The sequence below is a fragment of the Burkholderia sp. IT-111MI5 genome (genome assembly GCF_949752865.1).
GTDB lineage: Bacteria > Pseudomonadota > Gammaproteobacteria > Burkholderiales > Burkholderiaceae > Burkholderia > Burkholderia pyrrocinia_C.
Window position 1 is genome coordinate 33,343 of sequence record NZ_CATKIF010000033.1, and the last position, 16,257, is coordinate 49,599.

The following is a 16,257-nucleotide window of genomic DNA, read 5'->3' on the forward strand; positions in this document are numbered from 1 at the left end:
ATTGCATCGATTCGTCCGCTACAGCATGCTGCGCGGCCGCACCATCGTCCCGTCGACGAAACGCTGCGCGCGAAACGCCGACAGGTCGAGCGACGGCGCGCCCGTGTCGATCCATTCGGCCAGCAGCCGGCCGACGATCGGCCCCATCGCGAAACCGTGACCGCAGAACCCCGTCGCGATCGCGAGCCCCGACGGCACGCCCGACGCATCGATCACCGGAATGCCGTCGGGCAGCACGTCGATCAGGCCGGCCCATGCCTCGACGATCTGCGCGTCCTTCAGCGCGGGGAAGATCGCCTTGAGCTTCGCAAGCGCGCGCGGCGCATGCGCGCGATTCGGCTGCGGCTGCGGATCGCGCGGCTCGATCGGCCCGGCCGCGCCGTTGATGCGCGCAAGCGCATCGCGCCACGCGGCCGAATTCACGTGCAGCCGGAATTTGTCGCGCTGCGACCAGAACTCCGGCCAGAACAGGCTCAACCCGCGCAGGTGACCGAGCGTCAGGTCGACGTCGACCTGCATGTCGTCGGCGAGATTGATCGCGCCGTTCTTGCGCTGCCGGATGCCGAGGCCGTGCCCCCACACCGTCGACGCCGATACCGGCGGCACCACGTTGGTGCGCATGCAGGTACCGCGCACGGCCTGCTGCGGCAGCCGGATGCCGACGCCGTCGAGCAGCCGGAAGCTGGTCGCGCCGGCCGCGCAGATCACGCGCCGCGTGCGGATCGTGCCGCGTTCGGTCGCGACGCCGACGACCGCGCCGCCGGCCGTCTCGATCGCCGTCACGCCGCAGCCTTCGAAGAAGCGCGCGCCGGCCTCGGTGGCACGCGCGGCGAACGCCGCGGCCACGCGGCGCGGCTCGGCCTGCCCGTCGGTCGCGGTGTACAGCCCGCCGAGCGTGCGCGCCTGCGGCGAAAGGCCGCTGACGCGCTCGTCGATCTGCGCGCGGGTCAGCGTGCGCGTATCGAGCCCGTGCTCGCGTGCGACGGAAAGCCACGCGTTGAACGACGCCCAGTCAGTTTCGTTGTCCGCAATATAGAGACAGCCGCCCTGCCGCCATTCGAGATCGAAACCGAGGGTTTCCTCTAACCCCTCCCAGATCCGCATGCCGGCCATCATCAGCGGCACCTCGGCGGCTTCGCGCCCCTGCTGCCGCACGAAGCCCCACGCGCGCGTCGACTGCTGTCCGGCGATGCGCGACTTGTCGAGCACGACGGCCTTCAGGCCGCGCAGTCCCAGGTAATACGCGGCCGCGCAGCCCATGATGCCGGCGCCGGCGATCACGACGTCGGCTTCGGCCGGAAGCGCCGTTTCGGCGCGGGTCAAGGCATCGTGCAGCGGATAGGTTGTCGTCATTGTTTCCTGTCGGGCGTTAATACGTTCGAGATATGAGCTGCTACGGTAACGTCGTGACACACCTTTCACACAAACGCACCTTTCATGACACTGAATGACGACCATTTTGCGGTAAAGTTATCTTTTCCGCGCGTGGCCGGTCGGCTCGCCACTGGACGTCATGAAGACTGTCCGTCGAGACTGCCGCAAGGCGTCGTTCTGAACGTCACGATCCGTTCCCGTAGCATGACCACTGAAGCAATCACCACGGATTCCCTCGCGGTTGCCGAGCGCGTGCGCGAGCTGATGACCCGCAACGGCATCGGCAAGCGCCAGCAGACCACCGAGCTGTGCCGCATCCTCGACCTGAGTTTCTCGCAAGGCCACCGCAAACTGCGCGGCAGCAGCCCCTGGACGCTCGCGCAAATCAAGAAAGTCGCCGAAGCGTACGGCGAACCCGCCGCCCAGCTGTTCGGCGCGCAAACGCTCGACCCCGGCATGGTCGGCGCCTGTTCGCAGGAGGCCGTACTTTACGCGGGCGTCGCCGAGATTCCGTGCACCGCATGGATCGGCGCGCCGCTCGAAGCCGGCGCGCGCCCCGAGTTCGTCGCGTACGAACAGAACGGCCGCTGGCGCGTGCTGCGCCACACGGGCGTGCTGTACCAGAACGCGTACGACGTGCACAAGATCGAAATCTATCCGCGCCGCGCGGAGAGCGACAAGCTCGTCGTCGCCGTGATCGATCCCGATCGCGTCAGCGCGACCGAGCTGTGCCGCTATCTCGAACGGCAGGGTTTCGCGACGGCCGCGTTCGACGGCCTCGCGCCGTTCGTCGACGCGCTGCAGGGCCAGGCTTTCGATGCGGTGCTGACCGAATGGCTGTTCGACGACGGCACGGCCGCGACCGCGATCAAGGCGGTGCGTACGTCCGACAACCCGGGCGCGCCGATTTTCGTGCTGACGGGCGACCTGCTCACCGGCCGTGCGAGCGAAGCCGACATCAGCGAAGTGATCCGCACGTTCGACGTCGTCTGCTACGAAAAGCCCGCGCGCATGGCGATCCTCAGCGCCGATCTCGCGAAACGGCTCGCGCGCGGGTAACTTCCGCCCGCCTCCGCCCCTCTCCCGGACGGCCTGCGTCCGTGCGGCCGTGAACAGGTTCCTCAGTACAATAGCCGCACCTGTTCACGCCTACGCCGCCCGACTCCATGGCCCGCCTCATTCCCGACGACTGGAAAAGCCTCGCCGCGACCGGCGCGGCCGAACGCGAGCGCGAAACGCTCGCCGCGCTCGAACACGCGCTGCCCGGCACCTACACCGTGTATCACGGCGTGCACTGGACGCGTGCCGACCAGGCCTTCTCGGTGTTCGGCGAGGCCGCGTTCGTCGTCGTGAGCCCGGCCGGCCGCGTGCTGCTGATCGAGCAGAAGGCCGGCTTCCTGCGTGAAACGCCGAAGGGGCTCGTGAAGGTCTACCTGCAGACCGAGCGCAACGTCGCGATCCAGCTCGCGCGCACGCAGGAAACACTGCACCGGCGCCTGACGGCCGCGCTCGGCGCGGGCGTCTACGGCGTCGAGGCGCTGCTGTACTGCCCCGACTATTCGATCCGGCAGGCATCGATCGCCGGCGTCGCGGCCGACCGCATCGTCGACGCGTCGCGCAAGGCGCAGCTCGCGCAGGTGATCCTGCAGATCCTGCCCGAGGACGACGAACGTCTCCCGAACGCGCCGAAGCTCCACCATTTCCTCGCGGACGAACTCGCGCTCACGCCCGACACGAGCGCGCTCGTCGGGCAGGCCGGCACGCTCGTCACGCGGCTGTCGGGCGGCCTCGCCGCGTGGGCGCGCCAGCTCGAATTCGCGCCGTTCCGGCTGCGCGTCACCGGCACGGCCGGCTCGGGCAAGACGCAGCTCGCGGTGCAGGCGATGCGCGATGCGGTCGCGGCCGGCAAGCGCGTGCTCTACGTATGCTTCAACCGGCCGCTCGCCGACTACATCGCGCGCATCGCGCCGCCCGGCGCGAAGATCGCGAACTACCACCAGCTGTGCGACTGGGTCGCGCGCGACGGCGGCTATACGCCCGACTTCCAGGTGCCCGGCGAATTCGAGCGGCTCGAGACACGCTTCGCACAGGCGCCGATCCCCGAACGCTGGCGCTTCGACGTGCTGGTCGTCGACGAAGGGCAGGATTTCCATGCGCCGTGGGCGGCCGCACTGGAGCGTTTGCTGGCGCCGGACGGTGCGTGGTGGTGGCTCGAAGATCCGCTGCAGAACCTGTACATGCGCGAGCCCGTCGCGCTGCCCGGCTGGGTGACGTTGAAGGCACTGACGAACTACCGCAGCCCGCGCGACCTGCTCGACTTCGTGCGTGACGTCGTCGGGCGCGTCGAGCCGCTTGCGGCCGAGCTGCGCTCGGGCAGCCCGTTCGACGGGTCCGATCCGTCGGTGTCGGCCTACGGGGAAGAAGGCATGTCGGGCGACGCGTTGGCGGAAGCCTGCATCGACGCGACCAAGCGCGCGATCACGCACGCGCTGTCGCTCGGCTTCCGCAAGCAGGACATCGCGGTGCTGTCGTATCGCGGCCGCGAAGGCTCGGTGCTCGCGCCGCTCGACCAGCTCGGCCCGCACCGGCTCAAGAGCTTCACCGGCAAGTACGACCTGTTCGGCAACCCCGAATATCGCGAAGGCGACGTGCTGCTCGATTCGATCTACCGCTTCAAGGGCCAGTCGGCGCCGTGCGTGATCCTCACCGAAGTCGACTTCGACACGCTCGACGCGCGTGCCGCGCGCAAGCTGTTCGTCGGCGCGACGCGCGCGACGATGAAGCTGCTGATCGTCGCGTCGTCACGCGCGGCCGCGCAGCTCGCGGCGGGTTGACGCAACGGGCGGGCCGCCGGCAGACGAATGCCCGCCGCGTCGCCGCCCGTTATCCATCAAGCCACCCGGAACGCCCCCACCGCACGACGCAACCCGTCAGCCTGCTCCTCCAGCGACGACGCCGCAGCCGCGGCCTGCTCGACGAGCGCCGCATTCTGCTGCGACACCTGGTCCATCTGCGACACCGCGCGGTTCACCTGCTCGATCCCGTCGCGCTGCTCGTTCGACGCGGCCGCGATCTCGGTCATGATCCCCGTCACGCGCCCGATCGCCTGCTGGATGTCCTGCATCGTCGCGCCGGCCACGCCGACGAGCCGCGAGCCGTTCGCGACGCGCTCGACCGATTCGCCGATCAGCGTGCGGATCTCCTTCGCGGCCGACGCCGAGCGTTGCGCGAGCGTGCGCACCTCGCCCGCGACCACCGCGAAGCCGCGGCCCTGCTCGCCCGCGCGCGCGGCTTCGACCGCCGCATTCAGCGCGAGGATGTTGGTCTGGAACGCGATCCCCTCGATCGTGCCGATGATGTCGGCGACCTTCTGCGAGCTCTGGTCGATCTCGTTCATCGTGCCGATCACCTCGCCGACCACCGTCGCACCGCGCGTCGCGATCTCGCTCGCGCTGTCCGCGCACGCCTGCGCCTCGAGCGCATGATCGGCGTTCTGCTTCACGGTCGCGGTCAGTTGCTCCATGCTCGCGGCCGTCTCCTGCAACGCGGACGCCTGTTCCTCGGTGCGCTGCGACAGATCGGTGTTGCCGGCCGCGATCTGGTGCGTCGCCGTCGAGATCGCTTCCGAACCCTGGCTGACCTGGCGCACCGTGTCCGCGAGGCTGCGCTGCATGCCCGTCACGCCATTGACCAGTTCGGCCATCTCGTCGCGCGACGACCAGCGCACTTCCGACGTCAGGTCGCCGTCCGACAGGCGGCGGAAATGCGACAGCAGCCGGTTCACCGGCTGCGTGATCGCGTAATGCAGGCCGATCGCGCAGCCGAGGCACGCGGCCAGGCCGAACGCGATGCCCGCGATCGCGCCTGCGCGCATCCAGCCGTAATAGGTCTGTGCGGTGTCGTAGACATCCTTGCCGCGCGCCGCCTGGTACGTATCGAGCGCATCGGCCGCCTGCGTGAGCGCGACCGACAGCGGCGGCGCAACCGACATCAGCAAGCGGTCGGCCTCGTCGCGCCGGCCGTCGCGGATCGCGTCGATCAGCGGCTTCAGCGCCTGCCCGATCAGCGCCTGGCGCGCGGCGTCGAGACGGCTCGCGAGCGGGCCTTCGTCGCCGTCGTGCGGCATCGCCGCGTAGCCGCGCCAGGCGGTGTCGGCCTTCGCGAGATAGCCCTCGGCCTTCTTGACGAGATCGGGCACTTCCGCCGCTTCCGGATGCAGCAGCGCGCGGTCGAGCGTCGTGCGCACGATCGTCAGGTTCAGGCTCGCCGTGGACAGCGCGGTCTTCGCAGCCAGTTGCTGCGTATAGGCCTCGTCGAGCGCGCGATTCGAGCTCTGCATGCCGGCGAGGCCGATCAGCCCCGACACGACGAGCAGCGCGGCAACGAGACCGAGCGTGGAGAAGATCCGCGTGCGGATCGAGAAACGGGAAAACAGGGCGTTCAGGTTCATGGCGGCACGTGAGCGATGAAAAGTGCCGCGGCAATCGGTCCGCGGCACTCTGGATTACGGTTTGCCTGCAGAAAACTTGAGTCCGGCCCCGCTTTCTGTCTGATCCCGATCAATTTTTTTCGCGCCGGCAATCTCCTGTTACGGCTGCAACATATCGAGGCTGGGCAGAAATTGACTAGTCAATCACTGGTCGTTATATTTCGAACCAATTCCCTGCCATGGCAGATATCTCGATGACAACCGACACCCTCCTTACTCCGCCGGCCGCCGAGACGGCCCGCCGCGACGCGCCGACCGGGCTGATCGTCGCCGCGCTGCTGCTCGTCATGCTGCTGTCCGCGCTCGACCAGACGATCGTGTCGACCGCGCTGCCGACGATCGTCGGCGAACTCGGCGGGCTCGACCAGTTGTCATGGGTCGTCACCGCGTACCTGCTGTCGTCCACCGTCGTGCTGCCGCTGTACGGCAAGCTCGGCGACCTGTACGGCCGCAAGATCGTGCTGCAGGCCGCGATCGTGCTGTTCCTCGCGGGCTCGGCGCTGTGCGGCATTGCGCAGGACATGACGCAGCTGATCGTGCTGCGCGCACTGCAGGGGCTCGGCGGCGGCGGCCTGATGGTCGTCACGATGGCCGCGATCGGCGATCTGGTCCCGCCCGATCGCCGGGCGCGCTACCAGGGGATGTTCGGCGGCGTGTACGGCCTCGCGACGATCGTCGGCCCGCTGCTCGGCGGCTTCCTGGTCGAGCATCTGTCGTGGCGCTGGATCTTCACGATCAACCTGCCGCTCGGTTTTCTCGCGCTCGCGGTGATCGGCATCGCGTTCCGTCCGCACAGCGCGCACGTGAAGCACCGGATCGACTACATGGGCGCCGCGTTCCTCGCGACGGCCCTCACCTGCGTGATCCTGTTCACCAGCGAAGGCGGCTCGCTGCTGCCGTGGACGTCGCCGCAACTGTGGATGACGCTCGTGCTCGGCCTCGTCGCGATCGGCGGCTTCATCTACGAAGAACGGCTCGCGGCCGAGCCGATCATCCCGCTCGAACTGTTCCGCCATCGCACCTTCGTACTGGTCAGCCTGATCGGCTTCGTGGTCGGCACCGCGCTGTTCGGCTCGGTCACGTTCATTCCGCTCTACCTGCAGGTCGTGAAGGGCTCGACGCCGTCGCAGGCCGGGATGCAGCTGCTGCCGATGATGGGCGGCATGCTCGCGATGTCGGTGATCAGCGGCCGGCTGATCTCGCGGCTCGGCTCGTACCGGATCTTTCCGATCGCCGGCACGCTGACCGGCGGGATCGCGCTGGCGCTGCTGTCGACGCTGTCGCTCGATACGCCGCTGCAGACGATGTACGCGTACATGGCGCTGCTCGGGATCGGCCTCGGGATGGTGATGCCCGTGCTCACGCTCGCAGTACAGAACACGGTCGAGTTCCGGTACATGGGCGTCGCGACATCGGGCGCGACGCTGTTCCGCTCGATCGGCAGCTCGATCGGCGTCGCGGCGTTCGGCGCGCTGTTCTCGCACGGGCTGCAGGCGCGGATGCTGCAGGCGCTGCCGGCCGGCACGGAGCTGCCGCCCGCGCTCGGCCCCGGTGCCGTGCACCAGTTGCCGGACGCGGTGCGCGACGCATACCTGCATGCGTTCGCGGGCTCGCTGCACGTCGTGTATCTCGCAGCGGCGACCGTGGTCGCGATTGCGTTCGTACTCGCGTGGTTCGTCGACGATGCGCCGCTGCGCACGCACAACTGATCGGCATGCGAGCCGCGCCGCGACCGGCACCGGAAGCGCGCCACGCCGCGGCCTTTGGCCCGTTGCCCCGCAGCGCGCCCCATCCGCCGCGGCCCGCCGTTACGGCACCAGCACCACCGCCCCCGTCGTCGCGCGCGACTCCAGCAGCCGGTGCGCATCGGCCGCCTGTTCGAGCAGCAGCCGCGCGCCGATCTCGACGTGCATTCCGCCCGCGAGCCGTTCGAGCGTCGCGCGCGCGGCTTCGCGATACCCTGCGACGTCGCGTGCGATGAACCCGAGCACGCTCGGCCGCGCGAGCGCGATCGAGCGGGCCGGCCCCAGCTCGTCGAGATCGACCGTCTGCCGCGTGCCGATCGCGGCAACCTGCCCGATGCTCGCGACCATCCCGAACGGACGGATCGCACCGAGCGTGCGCGTCAGCACGTCGCCGCCGATCCCGTCGATCGCATAATCGACACCCGCGCCGCCGCCGAACGCGCGTGCGGCCGCGACGAAATCCTCCTCGCGATAATCGACCACCGCGTCGGCGCCATGCGTGCGCACGAGCGCGGCTTTCGCGGCCGACCCGACCGTGCCGATCACCCGCGCGCCGAGCGCGCGCGCCCACTGCGTCGCCAGCAGCCCGACGCCGCCGGCAGCCGCATGCACGAGCACCGTGTCGCCGGCGCCGACCTGCCGGACACGATGCAGCAGCATATAGACGGTGATCCCTTTCAGCAGCCCGGCGGCGACCGCGTCGTCGCTCAGGCCGTCCGGGATCGGCACCACGCGCCCGGCCGGCATCGTGCGCAGGCTCGCATAGCTGCCGGTCGGCATGCCCGCATACGCGACGCGCTGGCCGGGCACGAGATCCGTCACGCCGGGCCCGACCGCGTCGATCACGCCGGCCGCCTCGACGCCGAGCGCGTCCGGCAGCGCGGGCAATGCGTGCGCCCCCGTCCTGAAATAGATGTCGACGAAATTCACGCCGACGGCGGTCTGGCGAATCCGCACCTCGCCGGCGCCGGGCGGCGCAACGGGCGCATCGACGCGGCGCAGCACGCCGGCGTCGCCGTAGCGGTCGATCCCGATCCGGATGGCGGTAGCAGTTTGAGTCATGACGTTCCTCGCAATCGAATGAAGTGACACGATCATCTCATCGTGCATAATCGATCGGAATTCCCGTTTATCGCCCATCTACTGTGCAAAATTCGACCGATCCTGATTCCGTTCCCGCGTCCGCACTGCCGATGAGCTGGGACGACATCCGCACCTTCCTCGCGGTGATGCGCGGCGGCAGCCTGTCGGCCGCCGCACGCGCGCTGCAGGTCCAGCATTCGACGGTCGCACGGCGCATCGACGCGCTGGAATCCGCACTCGGCATCCGGCTGTTCGACCGCCTGCCGCGCGGCTGGCCGCCGACCGACGAAGGGCTGCGCCTCGCCGAGCACGCCGCGCGCGTCGAAACCGATGCACACGCGTTCGCGCGCGCCGCGCAGGGTGCGGCGGCGCTCGACGGCGTCGTGCGCGTGTCGGCGTCGCCGGTGTTCGCCAGCCATTTCCTCGCGCCGCGCCTTGCCCGCGCGCAGCGCGCATGGCCGGCGCTGCGGATCGACCTGATGGGCGAGATGCATGCGGCGAACCTTTATGCGCGCGAAGCCGATCTCGCGGTGCGGCTGTCGCGGCCGAGCGAGCCGGGGCTCGCCGCGCGCCGGCTCGGCACGATGCGCTTCGCGCTGTGCGCGTCGCCGGAATGGGCGGACGCGCCGCCCGACACCTGGCCGTTCGTCGGCTACGACGACGCGCTCGCGCAGACGCCGCAGCAGCAATGGCTCGAACGCGTCGCGGCCGGGCGCCGTTTCGCGTTCGTCGCGAACGACCTTGCGGCGCTGCATCGCGCATGCGTCGCCGGCGCGGGGGTCGCGCTGTTGCCGCGGTTTCTCGTCGACGATTCACTCGCCGCAGCCGGTGCGGCACCGTCGTCCGCACCCGCGCCGCTCGTCGAGCTGACTTCCGCGCCGCGCTGCGATATCGAGCGCGAGATCTGGCTCGTCGTTCATCCGGACGTGCGCCGCTCGCCGCGCGTGCAGCGCGTCGCGGATGCGATAGCGGACGCGGTACTCGCGGCGGACGGGCGGCTCTGACGCCGCCCCTTCTGAATCGCTACTGCGCGGGCCGGCCGTGATCCCCGGCCGGTTGCGTCCTGCCGATGCGCCGCTCAGGACTGCCGGACAGGCGACGCCTGACGCTCGCCGGCACTGGCCGGGCGATCGCGATGCGACGCCGAGCGCCGATGATCGATCAGGCCGACCGCGACGGCCGCCGCCAGCGCGGGCAGCCCGATCGCCATGAAGTTCTGTTCCAGCGGCAGATCGATGCCGACCAGCAGACCGATGACGATCGGCGCCAGGATCGCGCCGCTGCGGCCCACGCCCAGCGTCCAGCCGATGCCGGTCGAGCGGATCGCCATCGGATAGAACTGCCCCGCATACGCGCAATTGACGATCTGCGTGCCGATCGTCGACGCGCCCGCGAGGCCGACCAGCACGAACAGCAGCGCGGTCGGCATCTTGTAGCCGAGCAGCGTGATCGATACCGCGGCGAGCAGATACATCGACACGAGCACCGTCTTGATCGGAAAGCGATCGGCCAGCCAGCCGCCGCCGATTGCGCCGACCATCGCGCCGGCGTTCAGCACCAGCACGAACGTCAGCGCGGAGCCGAGACTGTAGCCGGCGCTCGCCATCAGCCGGGTCAGCCACGAGCTGAGCGCATACACCATGAACAGGCACATGAAGCACGCGATCCAGAACATGACCGTGCTGAATCCGCGACCGTCGTCGAACAGCTGCCGAACCGGCGCGCTGCCGGCGTTGCCTTCGCGCGGGACGACATAACAGTCGCCCGGTTGATGCCGGTATGCGGGATCGAGCCGACGCGCGATGCGCGCGAGCTCGTCGGTCCTGCCGCGCCGGATCAGGAACGGCAGCGATTCCGGCATCCATTTCACGAGCAGCGGAACGAGCAGCACCGGCGCACCCGCGGCGACGAACACGGACTGCCATCCGTACGCCTCGATCATCCCCTTGCCCATGACCGCCGCCAGCATGCCGCCGACCGAATAGCCGCTGAACATCAATGTCACCAGCGTGCTGCGCAAGCGGCGCGGCGCGTACTCGGTCATATGGGCGATCACGTTCGGCATCACGCCGCCGATGCCGATGCCCGCCAGGAAGCGGGCCGCGCCGAACAGTGCGGGCGTCGGCGCCAGCCCGGCCGCCGCGGTAAAGACGCTGAACAGCGTCAGGCAAGCCGCGATCGCCCAGCGGCGCCCGATCCGCTCGGCGACGGTCCCGAACACGATGTTGCCGAACATCATGCCGAACAGCGCCGAGCTGACCATGAAGCCGGCCTGCGCCGGATTGACGCCCATCTCCTTCATGATCGCCGGGAGCGCGATGCCGGCCACCGCGAGGTCGTAGCCGTCGAACACGATGATCAGCGCGCACCAGAACAGCACGACGCCGTGCAGCGGGCCCAGCCGCGCATCGTCGGACAGCGCCTGCAGGTTGATTTGACGCATGGAGCTTCGTTCCTTTTTCCAGTGGGGATCGGGCCCGGCGGTAGCCGTCGCATCACACGCGTTCGAAGTAATACGATCGCTCAGCTCATCGATTTAGTAGCTGTACGAAATTTCATCGTGAAATGCGTCGCTTTCCGTCCGGATGCCGGCGCAGTGTAGGAAGCCACAATGATTCCCACTATCCGGAATTTGCACGTGGCTCGCGAACTCAGTCCGCTTTTTCCAGTGCCGCGTACCGCGGGCCGCGCGCTATCCGGATTTTTCCCTGGCGGAAGCGGGACTATCCGATTCTTGCGATACTTTCGACAAGTCTGACGAAGATCAATATCATCCTTTCAGGATATCTCGCTCACAAGAGAAACCGATGTGGCACGACGCGCATCCGCGGCCCGCTGGATGCGCTGCACGAAAAACGCCACACAGGAGACGCCCCATGCCCCTCACCCCGAATGCGGAAGTGCTGTCCGCGCTGTATCGGAATTGCGTGTTCCGATCCGGATTGCGCGCGGACGCGCACGAGCAGGTCTCGCTCGAACTGGCCGAGCATGCGCTGCGCTGGAAGCATGGTGTGCCCGACGCAGCGCTGTTCAAGGGGCAACTGAATCATCTGAGCGTCTACGCGCTGCAGTACGGCGCCGAAGTCGAGGTCGCCCCGCGCCCGTTCGACGGCTTTTCGCTCGTCCACACGTCGCTTGCGGGCGGCGCCGAAATCGAGTGCGACGGGCACGTGATGGGCGTGTCCGAAGGGCGCACCGCCGTGCTGGCGCCGACGTCGCGCGTCCGCCTTCGCTGGCGGTCCGGCACCCGGCAACTGATCGTCAAGGTGCCCGATTCGCTGATGCGCGCGGTCTGCGGCCGCCGGCCCGACGACGCGGCGCCCGGCCTCGCGCCGGGATTCCTGTTGCCGACGGCGCTCGCATCGCAATGGGATCTGATCGCGCAGTCGCTGCTCAACGTGCTCGCCGTCGCCGACGACGGCGGCATCCGGGCCGAATGGCGCGACCATTTCGAACGAAGCCTCGCGCTGTTCCTGCTCGTGCATTGCCCGCCGTCGCCCGCCGCCGCGCATGCCGGCGCGGCGCCGCCAGCGCTCGGCGCGCCGGCGCAAGCCGGGTCGCGCGGCGGCATCCGGCAGATGGATGCGCTGCACGAATTCATCCACGCGCGGCTCTGCGCGCCGATTTCGCTCGAAGATCTCGCCAGGGCGGCCGGCGTCAGCCTGCGAACGCTGAACGTGCTGTGCCGGCGCTACCACGGCGCGACCCCGATGGAGCTGCTGCGCAACATCCGGCTGGACGCCGCGCGCGTGCAGTTGCTGACCGACCCGGTGGCCAGCATCACCGATACGGCGCTGACGTTCGGTTTCGGGCACCTCGGCCGCTTTTCCGCGTACTACTTCGCCCGCTTCGACGAGTTGCCGCGCGACACGCAGAAGAAGCGAGCGCCGAACTGAACGCGGCGACGCCGGGCACGCGGCCGCCGCTTTACGCGCCACGCGATCGCCCGCATAGTAGTGGTTTGCCCGCATCCCCGCCCTGTCGCCCCATCACCATGTCTGATACGCCCGCCGCCTGCATCGTCCGCGATTCGACCGAAGCCGATCTCGCCGCCATCCACGCGATCTATGCGCACCACGTCCGCCACGGCGTCGCGTCGTTCGAGGAAACGCCGCCCGACGCCGCCGAGCTGCGCGCGCGCCGCGACGCAGTACTGGGCCACGGGCTGCCGTATCTCGTCGCCGAATGCGACGGCCGCGTGGCCGGCTACGCGTACGCAACGCCGTACCGCACGCGCAGCGCATACCGCTTCACGATCGAGGATTCGATCTACATCGACGATGCGCAGCGCGGGCGCGGGATCGGCCGCGCACTGCTCGCGGCGCTGATCGCGCGCTGCGAGGCCGGCCCGTGGCGACAGATGATCGCGGTGATCGCCGACGGCGGCACCGGCGGCTCGACGTCGCTGCATCGCGCGTTCGGCTTCGAGCCGGCCGGCACGCTGAAGGCGGTCGGCTTCAAGCACGGCCGCTGGATCGACACGGCGCTGCTGCAGCGCCCGCTCGGAGACGGCGCACGCACGCTCCCCGCCTCGCCCGAGCCTGCCGCGTCGCGCTAGAATGGCCGCATGTCAAAACAGACTCATTCCCACCCCGACGAGGCTGCGGCGGATTCCCGCAACGAGTACACGGTCGACGAACTGGCGCGCGTGTCCGACACGACCGTGCGCAACGTCCGCGCGTACCAGGATCGCGGTTTGCTCGCGCCGCCCGAGAAGCGCGGGCGCGTCGGCATCTACGACGACACGCACGTCGCGCGCCTGAAGCTGATCAACCACCTGCTCGCGCGCGGCTACACGCTGTCGAACATCCAGGACCTGATCAAGGCGATCGACGAAGGCCACGACCTGCGCTCGATCCTCGGCCTCGAAAACGCGATCGGCGGCCGCTGGTCGCATGAACTGCCGAAAACCTATTCGCTCGCCGCGCTCGCGCAGATGTTCGGCCCGCAGGCGACCACGCAGCTTTCGCGCGTGACCGAGCTCGGCCTGCTCGAACGGCACGGCCTGTCGTTCGTCGCGAAGAGCCCCGCGCTGCTCGAGGCGGCGGCCGCGATGACGAAGGAAGGGATCCCGCCGCGCGAACTGCTCGACGTGATCAGCCTCGCGCGGCCGCACTTCGACGCGATCGCGCGGCTGCTCGTCGATCTCGTCGTGAAGCGGCTCGACCGCTACGACGCCGACACGCTGCCGCCGGCCACCGACGTGCCCGAACTGGTCGACGCGATCTGGCGCCTGCGCCCGCTCGCGGCCGTGTTCGTCGAAGGCGAGACGAACCGCGCGCTCGAAACCGCGGCGGGCGCGTATCTCGGCGGCCGCGTCGCGACGATCCTCGACAAGAAGCTCAGCGACGAAGCGGCGCGCCAGTCCGGTACGCCCGATACGCAAGGCGACGACGGCAAAGCATAGGGCCGCCGCCGTCATATTCTTATCGGCAATGCTTCGTTTGCGGGCGCAACCGCCCATGCGACGATTCTTCCAACCGAGCGGCACCGGCCGCTCTCCCGAAGACGTTTCGCATGGAGTCCGTTCGATGATTCGTTTCACCCGCTGGATCACCCGCACCGCCGCCGTCACGCTCGTCGCGCTGTCCGCCGCGTCGGCCTTCGCGCAGGGCGGCGCCGACAAGGTCGTGCGCATCGGCTATCAAAAGGCCGGCCTGCTGTCGATCATCAAGGCACAGGGCTCGCTCGAAGCGCGGCTCAAGCCGCTCGGCTATGGCGTGCAATGGTTCGAATTCCCCGCTGGCCCGCAACTGCTCGAAGCGCTGAACGCGAACAGCATCGACTTCGGCTACACGGGCGCGCCGCCGCCCGTGTTCGCGCAGGCAGCGGGCGTGCGCTTCGTGTACGTCGGCGCGGAACCGCCGTCGCCGCACAACGAAGCCGTGTTCGTGAAGGCCGATTCGCCGATCCGCTCGCTCGCCGGGCTGCGCGGCAAGAAGGTCGCGCTGCAGAAAGGCTCGAGCGCGAACTACCTGCTGCTGGAAGCGCTGAAGAAGGCCGGCGTGCGCTACGACGAGATCCGCCCCGTGTACCTGCCGCCCGCCGACGCGCGCGCCGCGTTCGAAAGCGGCAACGTCGATGCGTGGGCCGTCTGGGATCCGTATTACGCGGCTGCGCAGAATTCGCTGAAGATCCGCACGCTGTCCGACTACACGGGCCTCACGCCCGCGAACAACTTCTACGAGGCGACGCGCGATTTCGCGGAACAGCATGCCGACGTGGTCGGCGCAATCCTGAAGCAGGCGCGCGAGACGGGCCTGTGGGTCAACGGGCATCCGGCCGAGACCGCCGCGCTGATCGCGCCGAAGGTCGGGTTGCCGCTGCCGCTCGTCGAGACGTGGATCAAGCGTGTGCCGTTCGGTGCGGTGCCGGTCGACGAGAAGATCGTCGCGGTTCAGCAGGGTGTCGCCGATGCGTTTTATGCGGCGAAGCTGATTCCGCAGAAGCTGAGCGTTGCGGACAATGCGTGGAGCGATAAACGCGTGGCGAGCGCGCTCGCGGCGAAGTAACGCACGGCGCGGCTCAGCGCGCACTTATACGAGAAAGGCCGACTGGCACCCTGCCCGTCGGCCTTTTTTCGTTCTTCCCGAATTTTCGGGGAATGTCGGGCGAACTGTTGGCGTTCGTCCAGAAGAGGACAATCGTTGACGCCGCCGCCCGGACCTTCAAACGTCGGCTATGCACGCACCAAAGGACATTGGCAAGCGTAACGGTATGCGCATGAAGAGCCACGCCTGCGTTGTGGCAAGCGAGGCTTCGTTGAAGCCTCGACGGGTGAACTTGCGACAACGTTGTCGGGCATCGATGCGATGCCGACGATTCGCCTGGGCAACTTCATCCTCAGCGCTTTTTTTGCCCTTCCGCAGGACTAAACCGCACGCTGGGCTGGACCGATTTGGAAGGCGACAAAACGGGCGGCGGCTTCTTCGGCTGCTTCGGTTTCTTTGCTTCGCGATTGCTGCGCAACTGACCTTTTGCCATCACACTACTCCAGTGGTATTAGTGCTCGACAGAAAGCTCGAGTACACAAACAGTATGCGCTGATTTCAGCTCGCCGTCGCGAAGCGTGTTCACCGATCTGCCGTAGCACAGCCCCGTTTTCGACTGACAAAACTATTCCGAGGCAAAAATGCCGGAGCCCGCTGATCCAGTAACTCAGATGGACAGGTGTGGGCCGGAAGCTCTCAGTCGGCTTGGCCGCTTCGAAGCGGCCGTTCGTCTGTGCTTCCTCTCAAGAGCTGCCTTGGCGAATCTCCACCTCGATGAATACCACCTCGCGGTCGGTCGCGTTGACGACGTTATGTTCCACTCCCTTCAACCCGGCGTAACTTTGCCCCGCGCGCAGTTGCGACTCCCGGTTGCCTTGCGCTGTCTCGAGGAGAAGTTCGCCGTCCGTTTGCGGCACCACGACATAGTCATGCCCGTGAACATGCCAGCCGGTCTCGGCGCCGGGTGCAAATCGCCACTCGGTGACTATCACGCGTTCATTGAATACCTGCTGCGTTGGAACTGCCTGCGGACGATCCATGAGCGTTTCCTCGGCGAAGTGGGCAACGAGGTTAG

The 16,257-nt window shown here is 68.3% G+C and carries 14 protein-coding genes; 8 read left to right on the top strand and 6 right to left on the bottom strand.

From position 1 onward, the window contains the following. Positions 1-18 precede the first annotated feature (18 nt). A complete protein-coding gene (locus ACM6JT_RS22040) occupies positions 19-1,353 on the bottom strand; it encodes an NAD(P)/FAD-dependent oxidoreductase (RefSeq protein ID WP_414857275.1) in 1,335 nt (444 codons plus the stop codon). A 225-nt stretch (positions 1,354-1,578) separates the two neighbouring features. Between ACM6JT_RS22040 and ACM6JT_RS22045 the strand changes: the two genes are divergently transcribed. Beyond that, complete coding sequence (locus ACM6JT_RS22045) at positions 1,579-2,433, top strand: helix-turn-helix domain-containing protein (protein WP_034180325.1); 855 nt, start codon at positions 1,579-1,581, stop codon at positions 2,431-2,433. Between the two features lie 107 nt (positions 2,434-2,540). Then, positions 2,541-4,208: an ATP-binding domain-containing protein gene (locus ACM6JT_RS22050; RefSeq protein WP_414857276.1), complete on the top strand. Its 1,668-nt coding sequence runs from the start codon at positions 2,541-2,543 to the stop codon at positions 4,206-4,208. Positions 4,209-4,264: 56 nt separating this feature from the next. Here ACM6JT_RS22050 and ACM6JT_RS22055 read toward each other — a convergent pair whose 3' ends face one another. Beyond that, the gene (locus ACM6JT_RS22055; protein WP_414857277.1) at positions 4,265-5,824 is read right to left on the bottom strand and encodes a methyl-accepting chemotaxis protein; all 1,560 of its coding nucleotides are present in this window, start codon (positions 5,822-5,824) and stop codon (positions 4,265-4,267) included. A 233-nt stretch (positions 5,825-6,057) separates the two neighbouring features. Here ACM6JT_RS22055 and ACM6JT_RS22060 point away from each other — a divergent pair, with 233 nt between their 5' ends. Continuing rightward, positions 6,058-7,572: an MDR family MFS transporter gene (locus ACM6JT_RS22060; RefSeq protein ID WP_414857278.1), complete on the top strand. Its 1,515-nt coding sequence runs from the start codon at positions 6,058-6,060 to the stop codon at positions 7,570-7,572. A gap of 99 nt (positions 7,573-7,671) precedes the next feature. On the opposite strand, the gene ACM6JT_RS22065 is transcribed toward ACM6JT_RS22060, so the two are convergent. Further along, on the bottom strand, positions 7,672-8,670 hold the full coding sequence (locus ACM6JT_RS22065; RefSeq protein ID WP_414857279.1) for a quinone oxidoreductase family protein: 999 nt from the start codon (positions 8,668-8,670) through the stop codon (positions 7,672-7,674). Between the two features lie 131 nt (positions 8,671-8,801). On the opposite strand from ACM6JT_RS22065, the gene ACM6JT_RS22070 reads away from it, so the two are divergent. Continuing rightward, on the top strand, positions 8,802-9,695 hold the full coding sequence (locus ACM6JT_RS22070; protein ID WP_414857280.1) for a LysR family transcriptional regulator: 894 nt from the start codon (positions 8,802-8,804) through the stop codon (positions 9,693-9,695). 74 nt (positions 9,696-9,769) lie between these two features. Here ACM6JT_RS22070 and ACM6JT_RS22075 read toward each other — a convergent pair whose 3' ends face one another. Next, positions 9,770-11,134 carry an MFS transporter gene (locus ACM6JT_RS22075; protein WP_034180328.1) on the bottom strand — a complete coding sequence of 455 codons (1,365 nt, stop codon included), beginning with the start codon at positions 11,132-11,134 and terminating at the stop codon, positions 9,770-9,772. A 433-nt stretch (positions 11,135-11,567) separates the two neighbouring features. On the opposite strand from ACM6JT_RS22075, the gene ACM6JT_RS22080 reads away from it, so the two are divergent. The 4 genes from ACM6JT_RS22080 (at position 11,568) to ACM6JT_RS22095 (ending at position 15,203) form a co-directional block, all read left to right on the top strand. Further along, on the top strand, positions 11,568-12,587 hold the full coding sequence (locus ACM6JT_RS22080; RefSeq protein ID WP_414857281.1) for an AraC family transcriptional regulator: 1,020 nt from the start codon (positions 11,568-11,570) through the stop codon (positions 12,585-12,587). A gap of 98 nt (positions 12,588-12,685) precedes the next feature. Further along, the gene (locus ACM6JT_RS22085; protein ID WP_414857282.1) at positions 12,686-13,249 is read left to right on the top strand and encodes a GNAT family N-acetyltransferase; all 564 of its coding nucleotides are present in this window, start codon (positions 12,686-12,688) and stop codon (positions 13,247-13,249) included. A gap of 9 nt (positions 13,250-13,258) precedes the next feature. Then, positions 13,259-14,098 carry a MerR family transcriptional regulator gene (locus ACM6JT_RS22090; protein WP_414857283.1) on the top strand — a complete coding sequence of 280 codons (840 nt, stop codon included), beginning with the start codon at positions 13,259-13,261 and terminating at the stop codon, positions 14,096-14,098. Positions 14,099-14,222: 124 nt separating this feature from the next. Beyond that, on the top strand, positions 14,223-15,203 hold the full coding sequence (locus tag ACM6JT_RS22095) for a sulfonate ABC transporter substrate-binding protein (RefSeq protein ID WP_414857284.1): 981 nt from the start codon (positions 14,223-14,225) through the stop codon (positions 15,201-15,203). Between the two features lie 331 nt (positions 15,204-15,534). Here ACM6JT_RS22095 and ACM6JT_RS22100 read toward each other — a convergent pair whose 3' ends face one another. Both ACM6JT_RS22100 and ACM6JT_RS22105 read right to left on the bottom strand, forming a co-directional pair. Further along, positions 15,535-15,675 (bottom strand): hypothetical protein, encoded by a 141-nt coding sequence (locus ACM6JT_RS22100; RefSeq protein ID WP_165948173.1) that lies wholly within the window; start codon positions 15,673-15,675, stop codon positions 15,535-15,537. 250 nt (positions 15,676-15,925) lie between these two features. Then, positions 15,926-16,222 carry a cupin domain-containing protein gene (locus ACM6JT_RS22105; RefSeq protein WP_081938434.1) on the bottom strand — a complete coding sequence of 99 codons (297 nt, stop codon included), beginning with the start codon at positions 16,220-16,222 and terminating at the stop codon, positions 15,926-15,928. Between the last annotated feature and the right edge of the window lie 35 nt (positions 16,223-16,257).

Bases quoted from the DNA above. Each gene is read 5' to 3' on its own strand.
- ACM6JT_RS22040 (WP_414857275.1), bottom strand. From the start codon at position 1,353: ATGACGACAACCTATCCGCTGCACGATGCCTTGACCCGCGCCGAAACG.
- ACM6JT_RS22045 (WP_034180325.1), top strand. From the start codon at position 1,579: ATGACCACTGAAGCAATCACCACGGATTCCCTCGCGGTTGCCGAGCGC.
- ACM6JT_RS22050 (WP_414857276.1), top strand. From the start codon at position 2,541: ATGGCCCGCCTCATTCCCGACGACTGGAAAAGCCTCGCCGCGACCGGC.
- ACM6JT_RS22055 (WP_414857277.1), bottom strand. From the start codon at position 5,824: ATGAACCTGAACGCCCTGTTTTCCCGTTTCTCGATCCGCACGCGGATC.
- ACM6JT_RS22060 (WP_414857278.1), top strand. From the start codon at position 6,058: ATGACAACCGACACCCTCCTTACTCCGCCGGCCGCCGAGACGGCCCGC.
- ACM6JT_RS22065 (WP_414857279.1), bottom strand. From the start codon at position 8,670: ATGACTCAAACTGCTACCGCCATCCGGATCGGGATCGACCGCTACGGC.
- ACM6JT_RS22070 (WP_414857280.1), top strand. From the start codon at position 8,802: ATGAGCTGGGACGACATCCGCACCTTCCTCGCGGTGATGCGCGGCGGC.
- ACM6JT_RS22075 (WP_034180328.1), bottom strand. From the start codon at position 11,134: ATGCGTCAAATCAACCTGCAGGCGCTGTCCGACGATGCGCGGCTGGGC.
- ACM6JT_RS22080 (WP_414857281.1), top strand. From the start codon at position 11,568: ATGCCCCTCACCCCGAATGCGGAAGTGCTGTCCGCGCTGTATCGGAAT.
- ACM6JT_RS22085 (WP_414857282.1), top strand. From the start codon at position 12,686: ATGTCTGATACGCCCGCCGCCTGCATCGTCCGCGATTCGACCGAAGCC.
- ACM6JT_RS22090 (WP_414857283.1), top strand. From the start codon at position 13,259: ATGTCAAAACAGACTCATTCCCACCCCGACGAGGCTGCGGCGGATTCC.
- ACM6JT_RS22095 (WP_414857284.1), top strand. From the start codon at position 14,223: ATGATTCGTTTCACCCGCTGGATCACCCGCACCGCCGCCGTCACGCTC.
- ACM6JT_RS22100 (WP_165948173.1), bottom strand. From the start codon at position 15,675: ATGGCAAAAGGTCAGTTGCGCAGCAATCGCGAAGCAAAGAAACCGAAG.
- ACM6JT_RS22105 (WP_081938434.1), bottom strand. From the start codon at position 16,222: ATGGATCGTCCGCAGGCAGTTCCAACGCAGCAGGTATTCAATGAACGC.